The following is a 20,783-nucleotide window of genomic DNA, read 5'->3' as shown; positions in this document are numbered from 1 at the left end:
TGATGGACGAGACGGAGTTCTGGGAGCTGGTGGACGCCACCCGCGAGGCTGCCGAGGGCGACCCCGAGGAGCAGGCCGACCTGCTCGTGGACCGGCTCCTGCAGCTGGACCCGGACATGGTGCTCGACTTCGCCCGTCACTTCGAGGCCCGCTACAACCGCGCGTACGCCTGGGACCTGTGGGGCGCGGCCTGGGTGCTGCTCGACGGGGCGAGCGACGACGCGTTCGACTTCTTCCGGTGCTGGCTGATCGGGCAGGGGCGTGAGGTCTACGAGGGCGCCGTGCACCATCCCGACGCGCTGGCCGATCTCCTGGACGACTTCGACGAGGAGATCGACGGGGACGGGGAGGAGCTGGGGTACGCCGCGGACGAGGCCTACGAGCAGCTCACCGGGACCGTCGCCCCCGACCTGGGCATTCCGCCCGCGCCGTCCGAGCCGCTGGGCGCACCGCTCGACTTCGAGAACGAACGGGTGTTGCAGCAGCGCTACCCGAAGCTCTGGGACCGTTTCAGGGGCTGACCACTCAGATCGACCACTTTTTCCATGTCAGGGGGACCATGGCCCGCATCCCGTACCCGGAGCGGCCCGCCGACGCCGTCGCCAGGCTGCCCGTGCCGCTCAACGCCTTCCGCATGCTCTCCCACGCCCCGCCGCTGACGGGCCCGGCGATCGACCTGGGCCTGGCCGTGCTGCGCGAGTCGACGCTGCCGGTCCGGCTGCGCGAACTGGTCGTGCTGGCCGTCGCGTCCGGCACGCGGTGCACATACCTGTCCGTCCAGCACACCCCGATCGCCCTCAACGCCGGTGCCACGCCCGAGCAGTTGGCGGCAATCGCCGAACAGCGCGCCGACGGACCTGAGTTGGACGCAACGGAGTCCGCTGCGGTGACCTCCGCGTTCGAACAGGTCTCCCAACACACCCTGTCCGACCACACACTGACCACCCTCCGCACCCGAGTCCCCGACCGCCAGATCATCGAGATCATGACGACAACCGGCTACTACACCATGCTGGCCGGCCTGATGAACGGCCTGGCGGTGGACATCGACCCGTCGGGCGAGCAGTTCCTCGGTCTCGTCGGCGGCGATTCCGACTGAGCATCAACTCCCCACCGTCCGGCGGCGCCCCGTGTCCGATGGGAAGTACGCCTGGGGCTCGTCCGTCGTTGTGTGGTGTAGGGGGGCCGCGTTGGCCTGATTGAGGGTGGGGGTTGTGGTGGCTGTTGGGAACAGGAGGGCGGCTGTGGCCGCGCAGAGTGCTGCCCAGGGGCCGCGGGGGGTGCGGGGCCGGTCGGGCGGCTGCTTTGTGGTGCCCGTGTTAATGATGTGCATCTTCCCCCACCTCCGGTCGGTGTCTCTGGCCGACGGTAGGCAGGTCGGCTCGGGGAGAGCGGTGAGGCGGCTGCGAGGGACCTGTGAGGCGGTCCGTCAGGGGATTCGGCCCTGTAGCCGTGCCGCCTGCTGTCTGATGGCGGGGAGGCGGGCGCTGAGGGCCTGGCCGGGGCAGGTGGTGCTGTAGGCGTCCTTGTGGGCGGCCAGGGCGGGGAGGGTGGCGGTGGTCCCGGAGCGGTAGCGGCTGAGGCTGTTGCTGGAGACCAGATGCGCCTCGCTGCGCGGGTCGACGTCGGCGAGCCCCAGTTTCCACGCGGCGACGGCGGCGATCGCGTCCGTCATCGCCTTGGGCACGGGCACCCCCGCCGTGAAGGTGCCGATCGCGGCGATACCGGCCGTACGGTGGTTGAAGCCCTGGGTGTGGGCGCCGGTGACCGCGCGGCCGACGCCGCCCGCGCGGCCTTCGTAGACGGTGCCGCAGCGGTCGACGAGGAAGTTGTAGCCGATGTCGTCCCAGTTCCGGGCGTCGGTCTGGCCCGCGTAGAGGTAGCGGATGATGCGGGGCACGTCGGCGCAGTCGTAGCCGTTGGGCGAGTCGGTGTGGTGGACGAAGACCGCGACGACCTTGTCGTCGTAGCGCGGGGGCGGCTGGGCGTGCCGGGCGAACGGATCCAGCCAGACCGACCGGGGCACGATGTGCGGCTCGGCCGCGGTGTGCGGGGTGGTGGGGCGGGCCGCGGCGGGTGGCCGGTGCCGGTCTCCGGTGTGCCCGATGCCGTCCGCGCACAGGACCAGCCCGAGGACGGCGGCCACTCCGGGCAGCCAGGAGAGCAGCACGAGCACGGGTCGGGGTATGTGCGCGCGTGCTTGCCCAGGTCCTCGCCGTCTGCGGACACGCATGACTTCACTTTCGGACCGATCCGCTCCGTCCGCGATGTGTGCTGTGCCACCCGGTGGAACCATCGTCCTGGTCCGAGGCGTTTTTCCGGGTGCACGCACGCGTGGCGGTTTCCTTCGGGCCACACGCGCGTGGCTGATCACTGGACCCGTCCTGCGCGTATGGAGTGATCCGAGAGAAAGGCGGCTCCGTGGACCTGCTCGACATCCTGCTGTTGCTGGTGATCGTGGCCTACGCGGCGTCCGGCTACCGGCGCGGGCTGGTGGCCGGCTGCGTCTCGCTCGCCGGGTTCGTGGGCGGCGCGGTCCTCGGTGTGTGGGTGCTGCCGTGGGTGATGGATCTGGTGACGGCGGGGACGACCCGGGCGACGGTGACGGCGGTGCTGACCGTGCTGCTCCCGGCGGCGGTCGGACACGAGTTGGCGGGGCGGCTCGCCCTGCGACTGCGCAGGGAGCTGGACCGCGGACCGCTGCGGGTGGCGGACGGGGTCGGCGGGGCGGCGGCCAACTCGGTGGCGGTGCTGATCGTGGCGTGGGTCGCCGCGAGCGTGCTCGGCGCCTCCTCCTCGCCGCTTCTCACGACGGCGATCCGTGACTCGACGCTGCTCGGCGCGGTGCAGGACGCCATGCCGGACACGACCCCCGCATGGTTCTCCCGGGCCACCACCGCGCTCACGCAGGCGGGCTTCCCGCAGGTCTTCAACCCGTTCGAGAACGAGTCGACGGCCGAGGTCGCGCGGCCCACCGGCGACAGCGTCACGGCGAGCGCCACGAACGCGGCCAAGCTCAGCACGGTGAAGATCGAGGGTGTCTCCGGCGACCAGGGCCGCGAGGGCAGCGGCTTCGTCTACGCACGCGACCATGTGATGACCAACGCCCACGTGGTGGCCGGCATCGACGACCCGAGCGTGCGCGTCGGCGGGGTCGGGCGGACGTACGAGGCACGGGTGGTGCTCTTCGACCCGGACCGCGACGTGGCCGTGCTGTACGTGCCGGGGCTGCGCGCCCCCGTCCTGCGCTTCGACGACAGTGCCGCGCGCGGCGACTCGGCGGTCGTGGCCGGCTATCCGCAGGACGGCGATCTGAATCTCCAGGCGGCGACCGTCGCGGGCCGGGTGCGGGCGACCGGCCAGAACATCTACAGCGACCGCACGGTCACCCGGGAGATCTACTCGATCCGCTCGACGGTCCGGCCGGGCAACTCCGGCGGCCCGCTGCTGACGACCGACGGCCGGGTCTACGGCGTCGTCTTCGCCCGCTCCACGAGCGACGACGAGACCGGCTATGTGCTGACGGCGGCCGAGGTCGCCTCCGACGCCGACCGCGCGGCGTCCGCGACGGAGGCGGTCGACACCGGGGACCTGGTGACGTCGTAGGGCGCTGCTCCGCCCGTCAGAGGCGCAGCGCTCCCGTCACAGACTGCACCCCATGAGGACGTCGTCCACATACTCGCCCTCCAGCAGGAACTCGCCCGGCAGGACGCCCTCCACGGCGAAGCCCTCGGTCTCGTAGAGCTTCCGGGCCGGTGCGTTGTGGCCGAGGACGCGCAGGGTGAGGCGGCGCGCGCCCTGCTTGCGGGCCTCCTCGCGGACGGCCCGCAGCAGCGCCCGCCCGACGCCGGCGCCACGCGCCTGTTCGGCGACGGCGAGCCCCTGGATCTGCCGCACGTGGGCGTTGCAGGCGAGCGGGGTCGGATAGCCGAGGCGTACATAGCCGACGACCTCGCCGCCGAGCTCGGCGACCAGATGGTCCCGGGGCCCGAACCGCTCGTTGTAGAACGGCTCGAACGGCGGCACCGGGCGCGGCTGCACGGAGTGCAGCGGGGACCAGGTCAGGCGGTCGATGAGCCCCAGCGCCTCCTCGTCGTCGAGAACGGCGTGACGTATGTACGGAACCGGCATGACGGCCACCATATGAGTCCTCCGCGCAGAATGGGCACATGGAGCCTTCCCGAATCGCAGTGGCCGGTGCGTCCGGTCTCATCGGCGGCGCCCTGGCGCGGTCCCTGGCCGCCGACGGGCACGAGGTGGTGCGGCTGGTGCGCCGGCCGCCCCGGACGAAGGACGAGGTCCGCTGGGACCCGGAGGCCGGCCGGGTGGACGCGGCCGGGCTCGCCGGGTGCGAGGCGGTGGTGAACCTCGCGGGCGCCGGCGTGGGCGACAGCCGCTGGACGGACACGTACAAGGCACGCATCCGCAGCAGCCGGGTGCTCGGCACGAGGGCGCTGGCCGAGGCGGTGGCCGGGCTGGAGACGAAGCCGCGGGTGTTCGTGAACGGCAGCGCGATGGGGTACTACGGCGAGACCGGCGAGCGCGCGGTCGACGAGAGCGCGCCGCCCGGCGAGGGCTTTCTGCCCGAGCTGTGCGTGGAGTGGGAGGGTGCCGCCGCGCCCGCGCAGGAGGCGGGCGTACGGACGGTGTTCACCCGCACGGGGCTGGTGGTGTCCCGCGCGGGCGGGGCGTGGGGGCGGCTGTTCCCTCTGTTCCGGGCGGGGCTCGGCGGGCGCCTGGGCGACGGGCGGCAGTACTGGTCGTTCATCTCGCTGCACGACGAGGTGGCGGCGATCCGGCATCTGATGGACACCGACGGGCTGTCCGGGCCGTTCAACCTCACCGCGCCGCAGCCGCTGACGAACCGTGAGATCACCGCGGCCATGGGGCGGGTGCTGCACCGGCCGACGCTCTTCCCGGTGCCCGCGCCGGTGCTCAGGTCCGTGCTCGGCGAGATGGCCGGGGATGTGCTGGGCAGCGCACGGGTGGTGCCGAAGCGGCTGCTGGAGTCCGGCTTCACGTTCGCCTTCCCGGACATCGACGGGGCGCTCAAGGCGGCACTCTGACCGCATGCGACCGCCGTGCGACCGTGCCCTGTCGATGCGCGACTGCCTTTGACCGATCACCGCCCTAACCTCGACCCGAACTCGGGTATTCCCGGAGCCTGTTGGGGGCATGACGTCTCCACCGGCCGCGCAACCTCGAGGAGGGGCACGTGCTTGAGCCCGCGTACCAGGCAGACGTCGTGATCGTAGGAGCCGGGGTCGCCGGACTCTCGGCGGCACATCGGCTGACCAGCGCAGGAGTGACGACCGCGGTCCTGGAGGCCGCCCCTTGCGTGGGGGGCCGCATGTCGACGGAGAAGGTCGACGGGTTCCGGCTCGACCGGATCGGACAGCTGCTGTCCACGGCGTACCCGGAACTGCGGACGACGCCGGGGCTCGATGCGCTGGTTCTGCGCCCGTTCGCGCCCGGCGTGCTGCTGCACAGCGACGGACGTCACTGCCGCGCGGTCGCTCCGGCGGCCGCGGGGGGCGCACGGGGCGCACTCCATGCGGTGCGCGCCCTGGCGAGCGCCCCCGCCAAGAGCGCCCCGCGGTCCGGTGCCCCGCTCGGCGGCGCCGTCGATCAGGCCCGGCTCGGCACCGCGCTCGCCCGGCTCGCCATGACACCCGTCGAACGGCTGCTGTCCCGGCCGGAGTCACCCGCGGGCCAGGCCCTCACGGCCCGCGGTCTGCCCGCGCGCACCGTCGACGGCTTTCTGCGCCCGCTGCTCGCCGCCCTGCTGTGCGACCCGGAGCTGACGACGTCCAGCCGTTGCGCCGACCTCGCGCTGCGCGCCTTCGCGTGCGGTCGGCTGTGCCTGCCGGAGGGAGGCGCCGAGGCGCTGCCCGAACTGCTCGCGCGGACGCTGCCGCCGGGCACCGTGCACACCGGTGTGCGGGTCACCTCCGTCTCCACGAGCGCGGTGACCACCGCCGAGCACGGCGAGATCCGCTGCCGCGCCGTGCTTCTCGCGACGGACGCGCAGGCCGCCGCCGACCTGCTCCCGGGCCTGCGCGTACCCGGCTTCCATCCGGTGACAGTGCTGCACCACACCACGGACGAGCCGCCGGGGACGGGCGCGGCGCTGCTGCTCGACGCGGACCGCGGCGGCCCGGTCGCGCACACGGCGGTGGTGAGCGCGGTGGACCCGAGCCGGGCGCCGGCGGGCCGCGCGCTCATCACCTCCACGGTCCTCGGCCCGCCCCCGCCGGAACTCGACACCGCCGTACGCATGCATCTCGCCCGGCTCTACGGCACCTCGACCGCGCGCTGGGAGACCCTCGCCGTCCACCACACCCCGGCGGCCGTCCCCGCGATGCGCCCGCCGCACGACCTGCGCCGCCCCGTACGCCTCCTGGCCGGTCTCTACGTCTGCGGCGACCACCGGGACACCAGCACGGTCCAGGGAGCCCTCCACTCGGCCCGCCGAGCAACGTCAGCAATCCTCACGGACCTAGGGGCAGCAGGCTCCATACACCGATCGGAGCCCCTCCCATCGGCCAAGGCAGCCTGAAGCACCCTTAGGGGCGCGGGGCTGTATCGATATGCGGCTCCGCCGCGTGGGCGCGATCAACCACGACGAACCCGCACCAGCCCACAAACCCTCGACCCCACGGCGCTACCCCAAGGCCGCAATCCGATCCCGATACCCCCGCACCGGCGCAGCATCCTTATAAGGCTCCAACCTCCGCTCGAAGTCCCGCACATACTCCACCGCCCGCACCGACCGCATCTCCGCGGCGGCCCCCGCCGCCTCGGCGCCCAGCGTGCAGGCCTGGTCGAGCTCGCCCAGGCCGAGCCGCGCGGACGCCAGCACCACGCGGCAGAAGAGCCGGCTGCGGGCGAATGCGGGCGCACGCAGCTGCAGGGAGCGTTCCGCGTGCTGGGCCGCCGCGCGGAACTGCTGCAGATCCCGGTGGCAGTGCCCGAACTCGTCGGCCATCTGCGCCTCGTCGAAGAAGCGTGCCCAGTACGGGACCTCGTCGCCGGGGCGGGCCGCTTCGAGGGCCCGCTCGGCCCGCACGAGCGAGGCGGTGCAGTTGCGCACCTCGCCGAGCACGCCGTGCCCACGCGCCTCGGCCGAGTGCAGCAGGGCCTGGACGACGGGCGGGGCGCTGGTCCCGACGCCCTGCTGGGCGACCCGCGCGAGCTGTACGGCCTCGCGGCCGTGGCCGAGGTAGACGGCCTGGCGGCTCATGGTGACCAGCACGTAGGAGCCGTAGCTGCGGTCCCCCGCCGCCTGCGCGAGGCGCAGTGCCTGCACGAAGTAGCGCTGGGCGAGGCCGTGGGCCGCGATGTCGTACGAGGTCCAGCCGGCCAGCCTGGTCAGGTCGGCCGCCGCGGCGAAGAGCCGGCGCCCGGTCTGCTCGCCGTAGGTGCCGCGCAGCATCGGCTCGCACTCGTGCTCCAGATAGCGCACGAGGGCCTGGCGGGCGTGGCCGCCGCCGTACATGTTGTCCAGGGTGCGGAACAGTTCGCCGACCGAGCGCAGGGCCGCGATGTCGCCGGGGGTGACCTTCTGGCCGGGGCCGCGCTCGGCCTGGCCGCGCTGGCGGGGAACGACCGGGCGGCCCTGGGCGGGGACGCGGACGGGCTGTTCGCCGCGGGCCACCTTGTCGTCGGGGCGGCCGATCAGCCAGTCGCGGCTGGGCACGACCAGACCGGCCGGGGTGAACGCGATCTTGCGCAGTTCGGCGTGCGAGCCGGAATCCTTGCGCCACAGGCCGCCGACGATGTCGATGGCCTCCTCGGGGGTGGCGGCGAACTCCAGCCCGGCGTAGACGGGGGCGCAGGCGTCGAGCCCGAGGTCCTGGGCGCTGAGTCTGCGGCCCAGCCGCCGGGTGAAGACCTCGGCGATCAGGGCGGGCGTGGTGCCGCGGGGCTGCTGGCCCCGCAGCCAGCGGGTGACCGACGTCTTGTCGTATCTGAGGTCGAGGCCGTGTTCGAGACCGAGCTGGTCGACGCGACGGGCAAGACCCGCGTTGGAGAACCCGGCTTCTGCGATGAGCGCGGCGAGCTGGCGGTTGGGAGTGCGCTGCGCGGGTCGTTCCGTCATCTGCGGTGCGGTCTCCTGCCTTTCGGGCCTGGCGGGGCCGTCGGCCCCGTTGTGCCCGGATTGCCTGTGAGCAGCCCTTATGGCCTCTGCGAACGGCGCGAATGTAGCGGAGAGTAAGCAGGCGATCGCACACTTCCCCGCTCGTTCATCCGATCGTGTGAGGATTGCCCGTGGAGCTGACGCGAGACGGTCGGTCGTACAGTGGCGTAGGCATGTTTCATGCCTTACGACCTTCTAGGGAGGCGCTTGCCGTGAGTGAGCTGCGTTTCGTCCGTATGGGATTCGGTGCCGAGGCCGTCGACTACCAGGTGGCCTGGGACGAGCAACGCCGGGTGCACGCGGCACGCTTCGCGGACGAGGTTCCGGACACCGTGCTGCTCCTGGAGCATCCGCCGGTCTACACGGCGGGCCGGCGCACGGCGGACAACGAGCGCCCCCTGGACGGCACTCCGGTCATCGACGTGGACCGCGGCGGCAAGATCACCTGGCACGGCCCGGGCCAGCTGGTGGGCTACCCGATCCAGAAGCTTCCGCGCCCGGTGGACGTGGTCGCGCATCTGCGCCGGCTGGAGGAGGCCATGATCGGCGTCTGCGCGGAGTTCGGCATCGAGACCAGCAGGGTGGAGGGCCGGGCCGGCGTGTGGGTCCTCGGCGACCCGGTGGAGCAGCGCCCGGCCCTCGGCGGCCTCTCGCTCGACTTCGACCCCCGGCTGACCGACGAGGAGTTCGACCCCCGGCTCAACGGCCCCGAGTACGCGCCCTCCAACGCCGGCCAGCGCCGCGAGGACCGCAAGATCTGCGCCGTGGGCATCCGCGTCGCCAAGGGCGTCACCATGCACGGCTTCGCCCTGAACGTGAACCCGGACGTCTCCAACTTCGACAAGATCATCCCCTGCGGCATCCGCGACGCCGGCGTCACCTCCCTCGCGCACGAGCTGGGCCGCGACGTCACCATCGCCGAGGTGCTGCCCGTCGTCGAGCGGCACCTTCAGGCCGTACTGGAGAACGCGGACCTCAGGCCGAGGGTGATCGAGAAGACACCGGCGGCCTGAGACGGCCCGCGGGCTTTCAAATCAACGGGCGTACGCTTGAGCACGCCGAGGAATCAATCGCTAGGGAGCGGTCGTGTCCGCAGTCACCCCCGACGGACGCAAGATGCTGCGCCTGGAGGTCCGCAACAGCCAGACCCCCATCGAGCGCAAGCCCGAGTGGATCAAGACGCGGGCGAAAATGGGCCCCGAGTACACGAAGATGCAGAACCTCGTGAAGAGCGAGGGACTGCACACGGTCTGCCAGGAAGCCGGCTGCCCGAACATCTACGAGTGCTGGGAGGACCGCGAGGCGACCTTCCTCATCGGCGGCGACCAGTGCACCCGGCGCTGCGACTTCTGCCAGATCGACACCGGCAAGCCCGAGGCGCTGGACGTCGACGAGCCGCGCCGCGTCGGCGAGTCCGTGGTCACGATGGACCTGAACTACGCCACCATCACGGGCGTCGCCCGCGACGACCTGGAGGACGGCGGCGCCTGGCTGTACGCCGAGACCGTGCGCCAGATCCACGCCCAGACCGCCGGCCGCGAGGGCGGGCACACCAAGGTCGAACTGCTCGCCCCCGACTTCAACGCGGTCCCCGAGCAGCTCGCCGAGGTCTTCTCCTCCCGCCCCGAGGTCTTCGCGCACAACGTCGAGACGGTGCCGCGGATCTTCAAGCGCATCCGCCCCGGCTTCCGCTACGACCGCTCGCTGAAGGTCATCACCGAGGCCCGCGACTACGGCCTGGTCACCAAGTCGAACCTGATCCTCGGCATGGGCGAGACCCGCGAGGAGATCAGCGACGCGCTGCGGCAACTGCACGAGGCGGGCTGCGAGCTGGTCACCATCACGCAGTACCTGCGCCCGTCGGTGCGCCACCACCCCGTGGAGCGCTGGGTCAAGCCGCAGGAGTTTGTGGAGCTGAAGGAGGAGGCCGAGCAGATCGGCTTCTCCGGCGTGATGTCCGGACCGCTGGTGCGCTCCTCGTACCGCGCCGGCCGTCTCTACCAGATGGCCATCGAGAAGCGGGGTGCCTACGTCGCCTCGCAGGCGGTCTGATGGCACGGAGTGCCACTCGGCGCGTGTGAATCTGCGCACAAGCAGCTACTGCACGGTAGCGGCCGATTGACGCGGTCCTGAGCGTCCTCGCAGCTGAGGACGGCATCAGGGCCGCGTCGGCGTTTCAGGCCGCCGCATCAAGGCTTCATTGGCGTTTGACCGGTGGGTCACGCCCTGGTAACACCAAACAGTGACCCTGGGATCACACCACGTACACCCCGGTGTACACCCCGATCCTGCGCCGACGTTCCGAGGGGGGACCTCCGCCATGCAGGCCGCGCCCGTTCGCGCCACCGCCATCCCGTCCTTCACCACTGCACTGCGTGCAGTCGAGTCGCTGCTCATGAGCGGGGGCCAGCGCACCGCCCGCCGCAACGCCTGGACCTCCGTCCTGGAGGACCGCCGCCGCGCCAAGGACCGGGTCGAGGCCCAGCGCGTGCTGGACCAGACCCTGCTCCCCCGCCCCTGAACCCCACACTTGGGGCACTGCCGTCGTACGGCGCTCCCGGGGCCACGTAGACTTCGGAACATGGCGAGGAAGGAACCTGCAGCGGACGCTGCGAACCCCGGGCGACTGAAGCAGATCGCTCTGACCTACAAGATGACGCGGAAGGCCGACAAGAAGATCGGTCTTGTACTCGCGGCGGTCGGCATCGTCGTCCTCGGTGTCCTCCTCGCGATCGGTTTCTTGATCGGTCACCCCATCTATCTCGGCATCCTGGGCCTGCTGCTCGCCTTCCTCGCGATGGCGATCGTCTTCGGGCGCCGGGCCGAGCGGGCGGCCTTCGGGCAGATGGAGGGCCAGCCGGGCGCGGCGGCCGCGGTGTTGGACAACATCGGCCGGGGCTGGACGACGACGCCCGCGGTGGCCATGAACCGCAATCAGGACGTGGTCCACCGGGCCGTCGGCAAGGCCGGCATCGTCCTGGTCGCCGAGGGCAACCCGAACCGGGTCAAGAGCCTGCTGGCCGCCGAGAAGAAGAAGATGAACCGCATCGTCGTGGACGTGCCGGTGCACGACATCATCGTGGGCCACGGCGAAGGCCAGGTGGAGCTGAAGAAGGTACGCACCACCATGCTCAAGCTGCCGCGCGTGCTCACCGGCCCGCAGGTGACCGCCACCAACGACCGGCTGCGCGCCATGGGCGACCTGATGAGCAACATGCCGCTGCCGAAGGGCCCGATGCCCAAGGGCATGAAGCTCCCCAAGGGCGGCAAGGCCCGCTGACCTTCCCGCTACGGCCTGCTACGGCGAAGGGGGCGACCGGAGAACATCCGGTCGCCCCCTTCGCCGTAGCTGCGGCGGAAATACTAGATGCGGACCTCAACCGTGCGCGCCAGCCGGTCGTGCAGGCCCCTGCCGTCGCGGTCCCAGATCAGGGCCGGGATGGCGACGCAGAGCAGGACCGAGCGCAGTGCGGCCCGCAGGGGGTTCGGACGGCCGGTGTCCAGGGCGACCACGCGCAGCCCGAACAGGCGCTTGCCCGGGGTGAAGCCGATCGTGCCGACGGTCAGGACATGAAGCAGGAGGAAGACGAGCAGCGCCCAGTTGCCGGTCGCCTGGTCGTAACCGTGCGTGATGAGACCGTATGCGATCAAGAGGCACAGTGCCCAGTCGACGGCCAGGGCCCCGAACCGGCGGCCCGGGCGGGCGATCGAGCCCGGCCCCTCCTCCGGCAGACCGAGCTGCTGACCCCTGTATCCGAACTCGACTCCGGCGTCCTCCGCGGCCGCGCGGGGGCCCGAGAGCCATGAGCCGATTGCATCCCTGTTGTCCACGCGTCCACGGTACTGCGGGTGTTTCGCGATCCGGACAGGTGGGGTACTCCGGACTCGGCCCGGTTAACTTGTGCGAAACAAATGGGTCACGCCCGAGAAATCACGCGTCCCTAGGGTCGAGGTCAGCGTGTGCCACCGCACTGGCCGCACAACGAACTACCACCCCGGCGGGACGGTCGGGAGTAGGAGGAGCTGGATGTTCCAGAACGCCGACGAGGCCAAGAAGTTCATCGCGGACGAGGACGTCAAGTTCGTCGACGTCCGCTTCTGCGACCTGCCGGGCGTCATGCAGCACTTCACGGTGCCCGTCGAGGCGTTCGACCCGGACGAGGAGCTCGCGTTCGACGGTTCGTCGATCCGTGGTTTCCAGGCCATCCACGAGTCCGACATGGCGCTGCGCGCGGACCTGTCGACCGCCCGGGTCGACCCCTTCCGCCGTGACAAGACGCTGAACATCAACTTCTTCATCCACGACCCGATCACGGGCGAGCAGTACTCCCGTGACCCGCGCAACGTGGCCAAGAAGGCCGAGGCCTACCTCGCGTCGACCGGGATCGCGGACACCGCGTACTTCGGTCCCGAGGCCGAGTTCTACGTCTTCGACTCCGTCCGCTTCGCCACCACGGCGAACGAGAGCTTCTACCACATCGACTCCGAGGCCGGCGCCTGGAACACCGGCGCCCTCGAGGACAACCGCGGCTACAAGGTCCGCTACAAGGGCGGCTACTTCCCGGTCCCGCCGGTCGACCACTTCGCCGACCTGCGCGCCGAGATCTCCCTGGAGCTGGACAAGCAGGGCCTGAAGGTCGAGCGCCAGCACCACGAGGTGGGCACCGCCGGCCAGGCGGAGATCAACTACAAGTTCAACACCCTGCTCGCCGCCGCCGACGACCTGCAGCTCTTCAAGTACATCGTGAAGAACGTCGCCTGGCGCAACGGCAAGACCGCGACCTTCATGCCGAAGCCGATCTTCGGCGACAACGGCTCGGGCATGCACGTCCACCAGTCGCTGTGGTCGGGCGGCGACCCGCTGTTCTACGACGAGGCCGGGTACGCGGGCCTGTCGGACACCGCCCGCTACTACATCGGCGGCATCCTCAAGCACGCCCCGTCGCTGCTGGCCTTCACCAACCCGACGGTGAACTCCTACCACCGCCTGGTCCCGGGCTTCGAGGCGCCGATCAACCTGGTGTACTCGCAGCGCAACCGCTCCGCCGCCATGCGCATCCCGATCACGGGCTCCAACCCGAAGGCCAAGCGTGTCGAGTTCCGCGCGCCCGACTCCTCCGGCAACCCGTACCTCGCCTTCTCGGCGCTGCTGCTCGCCGGTCTCGACGGCATCAAGAACAAGATCGAGCCGGCCGAGCCGATCGACAAGGACCTCTACGAGCTGGCTCCCGAGGAGCACGCGAACGTCGCGCAGGTCCCGACCTCGCTGCCGGCCGTTCTCGACTCCCTGGAGCGCGACCACGAGTTCCTGCTCGCGGGCGACGTCTTCACGTCCGACCTGATCGAGACGTGGATCGACTTCAAGCGTACGAACGAGATCGCCCCGCTGCAGCTGCGTCCGCACCCGCACGAGTTCGAGCTCTACTTCGACGTGTGATCCACGCCTGACCCGTCGCAGTGCCCGTGCCCCCGCCGTCGTAACGACAGCGGGGGCACGGGCGTATGTTCTATTCTGCCGATGGGACGACACGGGGGTGGACAGGATGCCCGAGCACGACCACGACGACCAGGAGCGCGAGTTCGACCTGAGGTGGGCCGACGGCGCCGAGCACAAGGAGCCCTCGGCGCGGGCGCGGATGCTGGCCGCGCGCTGGAAGGCGAACCCGCCCGAGCCGCAGCCCTTCCGCGCCGACCCCGACCATGTCGGCCGGCGCCGCTCCCCCTGGGTCTCCACGGCGATCGTGCTGGGCAGCATCGCCGCGATCATCCTGGTCCTGGGGTACGCGCAGTTCCGCGCTCCGTACTAGGCCCGACCCGCCCGGACCCTTTACAGCTCCTAGGGCTGATCGGGACCGCTTCATGGGAGAGGGCGGGTGCACACTGGCAGTGGGGCGAGTGCCTGACTGCGGGGTGATGCAGATGCAGAGTCGCTTCCGGAGCGACCGGCGGCTGACCGTGCGGATGACGGTCACGATGTTCCTGCTCGGGTTGCTGTACGTGGCGTTCGTGGCCGCGCTGATCGTTTTGCTGAAGTCGTGGCTGCTCGTCGTGGTGCTGATGGCGGCGCTGTTCGTCGCACAGTTCTGGTTCTCCGACCGGATCGCGATGTTCGCCATGCGCGGGCGGGTCGTGGAGCGCGAGGAGTACCCCGAGCTACACGCGGTGGTCGACCGGCTGTGCGCGATCGCCGACATGCCCAAGCCGGTGGTGGCCGTGTCCGAGATGGACATGCCCAACGCGTTCGCCACCGGGCGCAACCCCGACCACGCCGTCGTCTGCGTGACCACGGGACTGCTGCGGCGGCTGGAGCCCGCCGAGCTGGAGGGCGTGCTCGCGCACGAGCTGTCGCATGTCGCGCACAAGGACGTCGCCGTGATCACCATCGCGTCCTTCCTCGGTGTGATCGCGGGCCTGATCGTGCGGTTCGCCTTCTACTCGCAGCTGTTCGGCGGAGGGCGCCGGGACCAGAACACCGCGGTGATCTTCGCCGCCGTGATGGGGGTGTCGGCGGCCGTGTACGCGATCAGCTTCCTGCTGATCAGGGCCCTGTCGCGGTACCGCGAACTGGCCGCCGACCGGGCCGCGGCGCTGCTCACCGGGCGGCCCTCGGCGCTGGCCTCCGCCCTGACCAAGGTCTCCGGCGAGATCGCGCGGATCCCCACCAAGGACCTGCGGACCGCGCAGGCCTTCAACGCCTTCTACTTCACACCCGCCACCGGCAAGGAGCCCGGCATCGAGCGGTACTTCTCCACCCACCCGTCCCTGCAGCAGCGGCTCGACCAGCTGGGACGGATCTCCGCCGAGCTGGGTGAGGCGCCCGCTCCCGGAAAGGCGTGATGCATGGGCCTGCTGGACATCCTGCTCGGCCGCACCAAACCGGCCCTGCCCGACCTGGACCGGCTCTTCGCGCTGCCGTCGGCGGCCGTGACCCTTCAGGCCGCGGCCGGTTTCACGCCGACCGGCACCGGCGCGGTGTGCTTCGCCACGGTCGAGGGCTCGGCCTTCGAACAGACCCACCGCGAGGTCCAGGCCCTGCTGGACGCCGACGCGGACCGGGACGGACCCCCGGTGGAGCTCGGCAAGGACGAGTACGGCTACTCCTGGCTGGTCTCCCGCCGCTCCCCGGACCAGCTCTCGGCGCTGGTCAACGATCTGCACGCGGTGAACAGCTCGATGGAGGTGAACGGCTTCGGGCCGCAACTGCTGTGCTCGCTGGCCGGGTTCAGGGCCGAGGGGGGCAGAAGCCTGGCGCTGGTCTACCTCTACAAGCGCGGCACGTTCTACCCGTTCGCGCCGCTGCCCGGTGCGGGGCAGCGACGCGACAACGCACTGGAACTGCAGGTGAAGGCGGCGCTCGGCGACGACCTGCGGATGGAGCAGGATCTGAGCCGGTGGTTCCCTGTGTGGGGCGCCCCCGGCCTGTAGGTGAGCCTTGCTTCTGCTCGCCCTTCTGCTACTTGCTCTTCTCGCGTGCCTGCCGGCGTGACTCCAGGGGGCGTTCGCGGCGGTAGCGGCGCTCCCACTTGGCCTGCTGGTCACGGCGCTTGCGGTAGGCCTGGTAGGTGCCGGGCATCGAACCCGCCGAGGATCCCCCCGAGGACGAGGACGAGGAGCTGCGCGAGGCGGAGCCCGCGGAACCGCTGCGTCCGTACTGCGTGTACAGGAAGAGAACGGCGACCGCGGCCAGCCACCAGACGTGGTTTCCGAATCCTAAGAGCACCAGGACGACGGTCCCGGCTATGACGATGGTGCCCATCCGGGCCTCCGTGGGCGTGGGTGAGTACGAGCGGTGTCGGATTGCTGTCCCGACGGGGCGCTGGGGGAAGGGCGGCCGTCCGTCGGTGCGTAGAGAGTAGCCCTGAGTCCGCAAGGTGATGCCTGTCCTGCGGAAAGAGGAGGTGGGCAGCTCCGCCGCGCCTGTCCAGCGTAGGGAGACCGTCACTCGACGTGCATCCCGTTTTCGGGGCGTGGGCTACCCGGTCGGCAGGTCCAGTGTGCGGTCCACGACCTCCCGGGCCACGTCCGACAGGCGGCGGCGGTTGGAGCGGGCGTGGGCGCGCAGGACGCGGAAGGCCTCGTCGACCGAGATGGCGTGCCGGGCCGCGAGGGTGCCCTTGGCCTGTTCGATGACGACGCGGCTGACCAGGGCGTGCTCCAGCTGGTCGGCCAGGGCACGGGTCTCGATCAGCTGCCGGTTGCGCTCCAGGACCCAGCCGGCGGCGTCGGCCAGCGACTGGCCCAGGGCCAGCAGCTGGGGCAGCAGTGGTGTGCTGCCGGGTTCCAGCAGTACGAGGGCACCCGACGCTTCCTGTCCGACGCGCAGGGGCAGGGCGGCGACGCGGCCGTAGCCGAGCTCCAGGGCCCGGGCCGAGAAGCGCGGCCACTTGCTGCGGGCCAGGCCGCCGTCGAGAGCGGTGTCCGCGACGGGACGGCCGCCGAAGGCGTCCTGCCCCGGCCCCTCGCCCCAGCCGACCGCGCTGTGCGCCAGGCGCATCAGGTCCTCCCCGACGCCGGCCACCTCGACGCGGCCGCTCTTGTCGGGCGCGTACAGCACGACTGCGGCGCAGTCACCGAGCAGCTCGCTTCCGTGCAGGGCGAGGCAGGCGAGCAGCCCGGTGGGGTCGGAGGCCGCGGTGACCGGGCTCGCGGCCAGGTCGACGAACGCCTCCGCCAGCCTCTGCGGCGGCGGGAAGATCGTGGTCATCGGATGGCTCCCCTTCACCTGTCGCCCATCGGCCACGGCAGTGTCCAGTCCTCTTGGTCCCATACCGAACTCTCCCCCACCTCAGCCGAGCCGGAGTTCACCCCGGATGATGCGCTCCGCGACCGAGTGAGCGGAGTCGCTCTCGGCAAACGCACGCGCCTTGATCAGCTCCAGGGCGTCGCCCACCGGGCAGCCGAGATGCTCGGAGAGCATGCCCGCGGCCTGATGAACCTGGGCATATGCGTCGATGGCACCGTACAGGCCGGGATCGCCGTCCGGGCTCAGAAGCATGCTTCGGGTGAGTGCTTCGGCCACTTCGCCGAACGTGTCGGCGTCGGCGACCCCTTGTACGGGGTCGAAGACCGCGAGGGCGCCCACGCACCGTCCGGAAAGGCTGAGCGGTACGGCGGCCACCGCGTCTATGCCGAGGTCCGCGAGCGCCGAGCCGTATCCGGGCCAGCGTTCGCGCAGTGCCGCGCCGGCCGCCGTCACCGGACGCGCCTCGCTGGTGGCGTCCCGGGACGGGCCCTCGCCGAGCAGGAACTCCAGCTCCTGCGCGGCGCGGGAGGGTTCGTCGGAGGCGGCCAGGGCCAGCTGTTCCAGGCTCGCTCCGACCAGCGTGACGGAGGCGCTGCCGGTGCCGCAGGCCGCCGCGACCCCGGACATGAACAGGGGTTTCGGTGTACCGCGCTGATGTGCCCAGCCGGTGAGCCGGTCCACGTAGTCGTCCTGGAGCCGGGCGGCGGTCAGGTGGCAGGCCGCGGTCGCCCGGTGGACCCCGGCGATGCGCAGATGCATGTTCTTGAGTGCTTCGGTGCGGGCCTGGCCGGCGAGCAGCTCGTGTCGCTCGGCGCTCGCGGTCTCGTGCGCCGCGCGGGCGCGTGCGAGAGCGGCCTTCCGCTCCGCGGAAGCGATGAGGTCCGAAGCCGCGCCTCCGGTGGCCATAGCGGAATACTACGCTCGCGGTTCTCTCACTCGGAGCTGTTCGCCCGGCCTTCCTCCATGAGCAGCACGACCCCGCCGTTGTGGCCGTCGAAGGGGCTGCACTGCACCATGCAGACGATCGACCTGCCGAGACGGTTGATGGACGGCACGGGCACCGGCTCTCCCCGCCTGCCGGTGTCGACGCACAGCTGGATGGTCTCGCGCAGCTTCTCCGTGGGCAGTCCGAAGTCGAGGCCGTAGAAGGACTGGTCGATGACCTCGTCGGGGCGCAGGCCCCACAGGTCCACGGCGCCGCGGTTCCAGCTCTTGACGTTCATGCCCTGGTCGAGGACGACGACGCCGGCGGCGATGGAGGTCAGCACGGCCTCCAGGAAGGTGCGGGCCTCGTCCAGCTCCTCGGTGCGGACCCGCATCTCCTCGTTCATGGTCTCCAGTTCCTCGTTCCCGGACTGGAGTTCCTCGTTCGTCGTCTCCAACTCCTCGTTGGTCGACTGCAGTTCCTCGTTGGTCGTCTCCAGCTCCTCGATGCTCGACTGGAGTTCCTCGTTGGTCGTCTCCAGCTCCTCGTTGGTGGACTGGAGTTCCTCGTACGCCGTCTCGAGGTCTTCGCGGACGCGTTTGATCTCGGACTTGAGCTGCGTGGAGACCGTGACGTCCGTGAAGGTGATGTGGGTGGCGGACACCGTGCCGTCGGGGCCGGTCAGGGGCTGGATGAGGATGTCGAAGTACTGCAGGCCGTCGGCGACCCGGCGTTCGGCGCCGTTGACCCGCAGGGTGCGCCGCTCGTGGTTGGCCTGTTCGATCAGGGACCGCAGTTCGACGGGGCGGTAGGAGATCTCCAGGTCCTGGAAGGGACGGCCGATGTCGTTGGAGGTGAGGCCGAACTCCACGCGCGCGTGGTTGTTGATGAGCAGGACCTGCCCGTCGGCGTCGACGGCGAGGGCGGCGCCGGGCGCGGCGTCGAGGATGAGGTCGCGCAGCTGACGGTGGCGGGCGGCGCTGTGCAGTTCGCCGGTCAGGCCGGCCCTGATCTTCACCGGAACGGGCTGGTAGGGCGGCGTGGCCTCGCCCGGGCGGCGCCGGAACACCCGCTGCCGCATGCTCATCACTTCGAACCGCTCGGCGTCGTTGAGCAGCATCTCCGCCTTGCCCAGGAAGAGGAAGCCGCCCTCGCGCAGCGCGAAGTGGAAGCGGTCGATGATCTGGGTCTGCGCCTCGACGTTGAAGTACATCAGGGTGTTGCGGCACACCAGCAGGTCGAGACGGGAGATCGGTGCGTCGCGGGTGATGTCGTGACGGCCGAAGATCACCCTGCGCCGCAGGTCGGAGCGGAACGCGAACCGGGCGCCGTTCTGCTCGAAGTACTTGTCGCGCAGCTCGGGGGCGAGCGGTTCGAGCACCTTGGCCGGATACAGGCCGCTGCGGGCGTCGCGCAGCGCCTCGTCGTCGATGTCCGTGCCGTAGATCTTGACGCGTTCCAGGGCCTCGTCGATCCCCAGGGCCTCGGCGAACATGATCGCCAGTGAGTAGGCCTCTTCGCCGCTGGAGCAGCCCGCGCTCCACACCCGGATCTCCTCCTCGCCGTTGCTGCGCGCGAGCAGCTCGGGCAGGACCTCGCGCTGGAGGAAGGTCCAGGCCTCGGGGTCGCGGAAGACGGAGGTGACGTTGATCAGGATGCTGTTGAACAGCGCGTCGAACTCATCGGCGTTCGTCTCCAGGCGGTCGCGGTAGTCGGTGTACGTCGACACCTGGGCATCGCTCATGCGTTTGCGGATACGGCGGCCCAGCGAGGAGCGCTTGTACCCGGTGAAGTCGAAGCCCCGGGCGTCACGCAGGAACCGGAGGAGCTCCTCCAGCTCCTCGTCGGTCTCCACGCCCGGCTGTCCGTCAACCATCAATGCCGCCACTTCTCTGCTACTGCCGCTTGGCCTCGACCAGACCACGGATCACCGCGGCGATCTCCTCAAGAGGTAGCACGAAGTCCACCATGCCCGTACCCACGGCGGCGTCCGGCATGCCGCTGAATTCCGCGCTCTGCGGATCCTGGACGATGACGGTGCCGCCACGCGACTTGACCGCGCTCACGCCCATGGCACCGTCGCGGCCCGTACCGGTCAGTACGCACGCGATGGCCTGCGGCCCGTAGGCCCCCGCGACCGACTCGAACAGCAGGTCGGCGGAGGGGCGGACGAAGTGGACCAGCTCACTGTCGGTGAGGGTGAGCAGGCCTCCGGGGCGGACGAGCAGATGCCGGTCCGGCGGGGCGATGTAGACGGTGCCGGGGCTGGTCCGCTCATGGTCCTCGGCAAGCTTCACCCCCATCTTCGTACGCCGACGCAGAACATCCGCGATCACCGTGCGATGGCGGGGGTCGAGGTGCTGGACGACCAGAACCGGCACCGGCAGCTCGGCGTCAAGTGCCCCGAGCACGGTGGCGAGGCCGTGGATACCGCCGGCGGAGGAGGCGACGGCAACGACGTCGAAGCGATCGGACGCGGGTTCGGTGGGCTGCACACGGCCACACTAGGCCGCACCACCCCTCCGAGCGGACGCCGCGACGAGGGTGCCCCATTCACATGCCTGACGGGGCTATGGGCACAGCGGGCGGCGATCGCCTGCGCCAGGGCTCGTACGGTCCGCAGTGGTCGGGGGGCGGTGGTCTGGTCGGCAGTGTTCGGGGCGGCTGTGGCCTGGTCCGCGGTCGTGGGGGCCGCGCGGCGCAGGACGAAGTCGGCGACGGCCTGCTCGATGGTGTCGGCGCCGCCCGGGCAGGCGGCGATCGGGATGTGGTCACCGGAGCGGGCGGGGGCCAAGGCGGTGCCCGCACGGCCAGGCGCATCCGTGAAGGTCGGCCGGGCGTACCCGCGCAGGTCGGCCCGGATCGTCCCGTGAACGCGGGCGCGGGATGCGCGCATGACGGACGCGGCGATCCGGCGGCGCGGGCGTACAGGCGGGGGCGGCGCGTTCGACTCCAGCGACGATCGCGATGCGGTC

23 protein-coding genes are annotated in these 20,783 nt (G+C 70.9%); 14 read left to right on the top strand and 9 right to left on the bottom strand.

From position 1 onward, the window contains the following. The first annotated feature begins 2 nt into the window (after window positions 1-2). Both MQN93_RS11420 and MQN93_RS11415 read left to right on the top strand, forming a co-directional pair. Window positions 3-521 (top strand): DUF4240 domain-containing protein, encoded by a 519-nt coding sequence (locus tag MQN93_RS11420; RefSeq protein WP_016435750.1) that lies wholly within the window; start codon window positions 3-5, stop codon window positions 519-521. Between the two features lie 38 nt (window positions 522-559). After that, window positions 560-1,099 carry a carboxymuconolactone decarboxylase family protein gene (locus MQN93_RS11415; protein WP_242709390.1) on the top strand — a complete coding sequence of 180 codons (540 nt, stop codon included), beginning with the start codon at window positions 560-562 and terminating at the stop codon, window positions 1,097-1,099. A 330-nt stretch (window positions 1,100-1,429) separates the two neighbouring features. Here the strand turns inward: MQN93_RS11415 and MQN93_RS11410 are convergent, their stop codons facing one another. Beyond that, window positions 1,430-2,170 (bottom strand): peptidoglycan recognition protein family protein, encoded by a 741-nt coding sequence (locus MQN93_RS11410; protein WP_242709405.1) that lies wholly within the window; start codon window positions 2,168-2,170, stop codon window positions 1,430-1,432. A gap of 251 nt (window positions 2,171-2,421) precedes the next feature. On the opposite strand from MQN93_RS11410, the gene MQN93_RS11405 reads away from it, so the two are divergent. Continuing rightward, window positions 2,422-3,606: a MarP family serine protease gene (locus MQN93_RS11405; RefSeq protein ID WP_242709389.1), complete on the top strand. Its 1,185-nt coding sequence runs from the start codon at window positions 2,422-2,424 to the stop codon at window positions 3,604-3,606. A gap of 36 nt (window positions 3,607-3,642) precedes the next feature. On the opposite strand, the gene MQN93_RS11400 is transcribed toward MQN93_RS11405, so the two are convergent. Continuing rightward, window positions 3,643-4,131 (bottom strand): GNAT family N-acetyltransferase, encoded by a 489-nt coding sequence (locus MQN93_RS11400; RefSeq protein ID WP_278190574.1) that lies wholly within the window; start codon window positions 4,129-4,131, stop codon window positions 3,643-3,645. A 38-nt stretch (window positions 4,132-4,169) separates the two neighbouring features. Here MQN93_RS11400 and MQN93_RS11395 point away from each other — a divergent pair, with 38 nt between their 5' ends. Further along, window positions 4,170-5,066, top strand: a complete 897-nt coding sequence (locus tag MQN93_RS11395; RefSeq protein WP_242709388.1) for a TIGR01777 family oxidoreductase — start codon at window positions 4,170-4,172, stop codon at window positions 5,064-5,066. Between the two features lie 149 nt (window positions 5,067-5,215). Next, window positions 5,216-6,559 carry an NAD(P)/FAD-dependent oxidoreductase gene (locus tag MQN93_RS11390; protein ID WP_242709387.1) on the top strand — a complete coding sequence of 448 codons (1,344 nt, stop codon included), beginning with the start codon at window positions 5,216-5,218 and terminating at the stop codon, window positions 6,557-6,559. A 105-nt stretch (window positions 6,560-6,664) separates the two neighbouring features. Here MQN93_RS11390 and MQN93_RS11385 read toward each other — a convergent pair whose 3' ends face one another. Continuing rightward, on the bottom strand, window positions 6,665-8,101 hold the full coding sequence (locus MQN93_RS11385) for an NsdA family TPR-like regulatory protein (RefSeq protein WP_016435742.1): 1,437 nt from the start codon (window positions 8,099-8,101) through the stop codon (window positions 6,665-6,667). 251 nt (window positions 8,102-8,352) lie between these two features. Here MQN93_RS11385 and lipB point away from each other — a divergent pair, with 251 nt between their 5' ends. From lipB to MQN93_RS11365, 4 genes are all read left to right on the top strand, one after another. After that, the gene (lipB, locus tag MQN93_RS11380) at window positions 8,353-9,153 is read left to right on the top strand and encodes a lipoyl(octanoyl) transferase LipB (RefSeq protein ID WP_016435741.1); all 801 of its coding nucleotides are present in this window, start codon (window positions 8,353-8,355) and stop codon (window positions 9,151-9,153) included. Window positions 9,154-9,226: 73 nt separating this feature from the next. Beyond that, entirely contained in the window at window positions 9,227-10,192 is a 966-nt protein-coding gene (gene lipA / locus MQN93_RS11375) for a lipoyl synthase (RefSeq protein ID WP_242709386.1), read from the top strand. 268 nt (window positions 10,193-10,460) lie between these two features. Further along, window positions 10,461-10,661, top strand: coding sequence for an SCO2195 family GlnR-regulated protein (locus MQN93_RS11370; protein WP_016435739.1), 201 nt, complete (start codon window positions 10,461-10,463; stop codon window positions 10,659-10,661). 60 nt (window positions 10,662-10,721) lie between these two features. Continuing rightward, window positions 10,722-11,420 carry a DUF4191 domain-containing protein gene (locus tag MQN93_RS11365; protein WP_016435738.1) on the top strand — a complete coding sequence of 233 codons (699 nt, stop codon included), beginning with the start codon at window positions 10,722-10,724 and terminating at the stop codon, window positions 11,418-11,420. 83 nt (window positions 11,421-11,503) lie between these two features. Here MQN93_RS11365 and MQN93_RS11360 read toward each other — a convergent pair whose 3' ends face one another. Continuing rightward, entirely contained in the window at window positions 11,504-11,971 is a 468-nt protein-coding gene (locus MQN93_RS11360; protein ID WP_242709385.1) for an RDD family protein, read from the bottom strand. 196 nt (window positions 11,972-12,167) lie between these two features. Between MQN93_RS11360 and glnA the strand changes: the two genes are divergently transcribed. From glnA to pspAB, 4 genes are all read left to right on the top strand, one after another. Next, a complete protein-coding gene (glnA, locus tag MQN93_RS11355; protein ID WP_016435736.1) occupies window positions 12,168-13,577 on the top strand; it encodes a type I glutamate--ammonia ligase in 1,410 nt (469 codons plus the stop codon). 106 nt (window positions 13,578-13,683) lie between these two features. Beyond that, the gene (locus tag MQN93_RS11350; protein ID WP_242709384.1) at window positions 13,684-13,947 is read left to right on the top strand and encodes an SCO2583/SCO2584 N-terminal domain-containing protein; all 264 of its coding nucleotides are present in this window, start codon (window positions 13,684-13,686) and stop codon (window positions 13,945-13,947) included. Window positions 13,948-14,059: 112 nt separating this feature from the next. Beyond that, window positions 14,060-14,977, top strand: a complete 918-nt coding sequence (htpX, locus tag MQN93_RS11345; protein ID WP_037782922.1) for a zinc metalloprotease HtpX — start codon at window positions 14,060-14,062, stop codon at window positions 14,975-14,977. A gap of 3 nt (window positions 14,978-14,980) precedes the next feature. Continuing rightward, window positions 14,981-15,565 (top strand): PspA-associated protein PspAB, encoded by a 585-nt coding sequence (pspAB, locus tag MQN93_RS11340; protein WP_016435733.1) that lies wholly within the window; start codon window positions 14,981-14,983, stop codon window positions 15,563-15,565. 28 nt (window positions 15,566-15,593) lie between these two features. On the opposite strand, the gene MQN93_RS11335 is transcribed toward pspAB, so the two are convergent. The 5 genes from MQN93_RS11335 to MQN93_RS11315 form a co-directional block, all read right to left on the bottom strand. After that, window positions 15,594-15,896, bottom strand: a complete 303-nt coding sequence (locus tag MQN93_RS11335; RefSeq protein ID WP_242709383.1) for a hypothetical protein — start codon at window positions 15,894-15,896, stop codon at window positions 15,594-15,596. 216 nt (window positions 15,897-16,112) lie between these two features. Further along, a complete protein-coding gene (locus tag MQN93_RS11330) occupies window positions 16,113-16,844 on the bottom strand; it encodes an ANTAR domain-containing response regulator (RefSeq protein ID WP_242709382.1) in 732 nt (243 codons plus the stop codon). Window positions 16,845-16,925: 81 nt separating this feature from the next. Further along, window positions 16,926-17,789 carry an ANTAR domain-containing protein gene (locus tag MQN93_RS11325; protein WP_242709381.1) on the bottom strand — a complete coding sequence of 288 codons (864 nt, stop codon included), beginning with the start codon at window positions 17,787-17,789 and terminating at the stop codon, window positions 16,926-16,928. 26 nt (window positions 17,790-17,815) lie between these two features. Continuing rightward, complete coding sequence (locus tag MQN93_RS11320; RefSeq protein ID WP_242709380.1) at window positions 17,816-19,684, bottom strand: CheR family methyltransferase; 1,869 nt, start codon at window positions 19,682-19,684, stop codon at window positions 17,816-17,818. A gap of 19 nt (window positions 19,685-19,703) precedes the next feature. Beyond that, window positions 19,704-20,303 carry a chemotaxis protein CheB gene (locus MQN93_RS11315; RefSeq protein WP_242709379.1) on the bottom strand — a complete coding sequence of 200 codons (600 nt, stop codon included), beginning with the start codon at window positions 20,301-20,303 and terminating at the stop codon, window positions 19,704-19,706. A gap of 141 nt (window positions 20,304-20,444) precedes the next feature. On the opposite strand from MQN93_RS11315, the gene MQN93_RS11310 reads away from it, so the two are divergent. Beyond that, window positions 20,445-20,681, top strand: a complete 237-nt coding sequence (locus MQN93_RS11310; protein WP_234024435.1) for a hypothetical protein — start codon at window positions 20,445-20,447, stop codon at window positions 20,679-20,681. Window positions 20,682-20,783: the final 102 nt, after the last annotated feature.

Origin of the sequence: Streptomyces spinosisporus (genome assembly GCF_022698145.1) — a bacterium.
Lineage (GTDB): Bacteria > Actinomycetota > Actinomycetes > Streptomycetales > Streptomycetaceae > Streptomyces > Streptomyces spinosisporus.
This window is presented reverse-complemented; position numbering and strand designations above follow the sequence as displayed.

What these genes read in the sequence shown, in the direction of transcription:
- MQN93_RS11320 (WP_242709380.1), bottom strand. Translation starts at nt 19,684, where the DNA reads ATGGTTGACGGACAGCCGGGCGTGGAGACCGACGAGGAGCTGGAGGAG.
- MQN93_RS11350 (WP_242709384.1), top strand. Translation starts at nt 13,684, where the DNA reads ATGCCCGAGCACGACCACGACGACCAGGAGCGCGAGTTCGACCTGAGG.
- MQN93_RS11335 (WP_242709383.1), bottom strand. Translation starts at nt 15,896, where the DNA reads ATGGGCACCATCGTCATAGCCGGGACCGTCGTCCTGGTGCTCTTAGGA.
- htpX (WP_037782922.1), top strand. Translation starts at nt 14,060, where the DNA reads ATGCAGAGTCGCTTCCGGAGCGACCGGCGGCTGACCGTGCGGATGACG.
- glnA (WP_016435736.1), top strand. Translation starts at nt 12,168, where the DNA reads ATGTTCCAGAACGCCGACGAGGCCAAGAAGTTCATCGCGGACGAGGAC.
- MQN93_RS11370 (WP_016435739.1), top strand. Translation starts at nt 10,461, where the DNA reads ATGCAGGCCGCGCCCGTTCGCGCCACCGCCATCCCGTCCTTCACCACT.
- MQN93_RS11385 (WP_016435742.1), bottom strand. Translation starts at nt 8,101, where the DNA reads ATGACGGAACGACCCGCGCAGCGCACTCCCAACCGCCAGCTCGCCGCG.
- MQN93_RS11365 (WP_016435738.1), top strand. Translation starts at nt 10,722, where the DNA reads ATGGCGAGGAAGGAACCTGCAGCGGACGCTGCGAACCCCGGGCGACTG.
- MQN93_RS11325 (WP_242709381.1), bottom strand. Translation starts at nt 17,789, where the DNA reads ATGGCCACCGGAGGCGCGGCTTCGGACCTCATCGCTTCCGCGGAGCGG.
- MQN93_RS11395 (WP_242709388.1), top strand. Translation starts at nt 4,170, where the DNA reads ATGGAGCCTTCCCGAATCGCAGTGGCCGGTGCGTCCGGTCTCATCGGC.
- MQN93_RS11420 (WP_016435750.1), top strand. Translation starts at nt 3, where the DNA reads ATGGACGAGACGGAGTTCTGGGAGCTGGTGGACGCCACCCGCGAGGCT.
- MQN93_RS11330 (WP_242709382.1), bottom strand. Translation starts at nt 16,844, where the DNA reads ATGACCACGATCTTCCCGCCGCCGCAGAGGCTGGCGGAGGCGTTCGTC.
- MQN93_RS11415 (WP_242709390.1), top strand. Translation starts at nt 560, where the DNA reads ATGGCCCGCATCCCGTACCCGGAGCGGCCCGCCGACGCCGTCGCCAGG.
- pspAB (WP_016435733.1), top strand. Translation starts at nt 14,981, where the DNA reads ATGGGCCTGCTGGACATCCTGCTCGGCCGCACCAAACCGGCCCTGCCC.
- MQN93_RS11400 (WP_278190574.1), bottom strand. Translation starts at nt 4,131, where the DNA reads ATGCCGGTTCCGTACATACGTCACGCCGTTCTCGACGACGAGGAGGCG.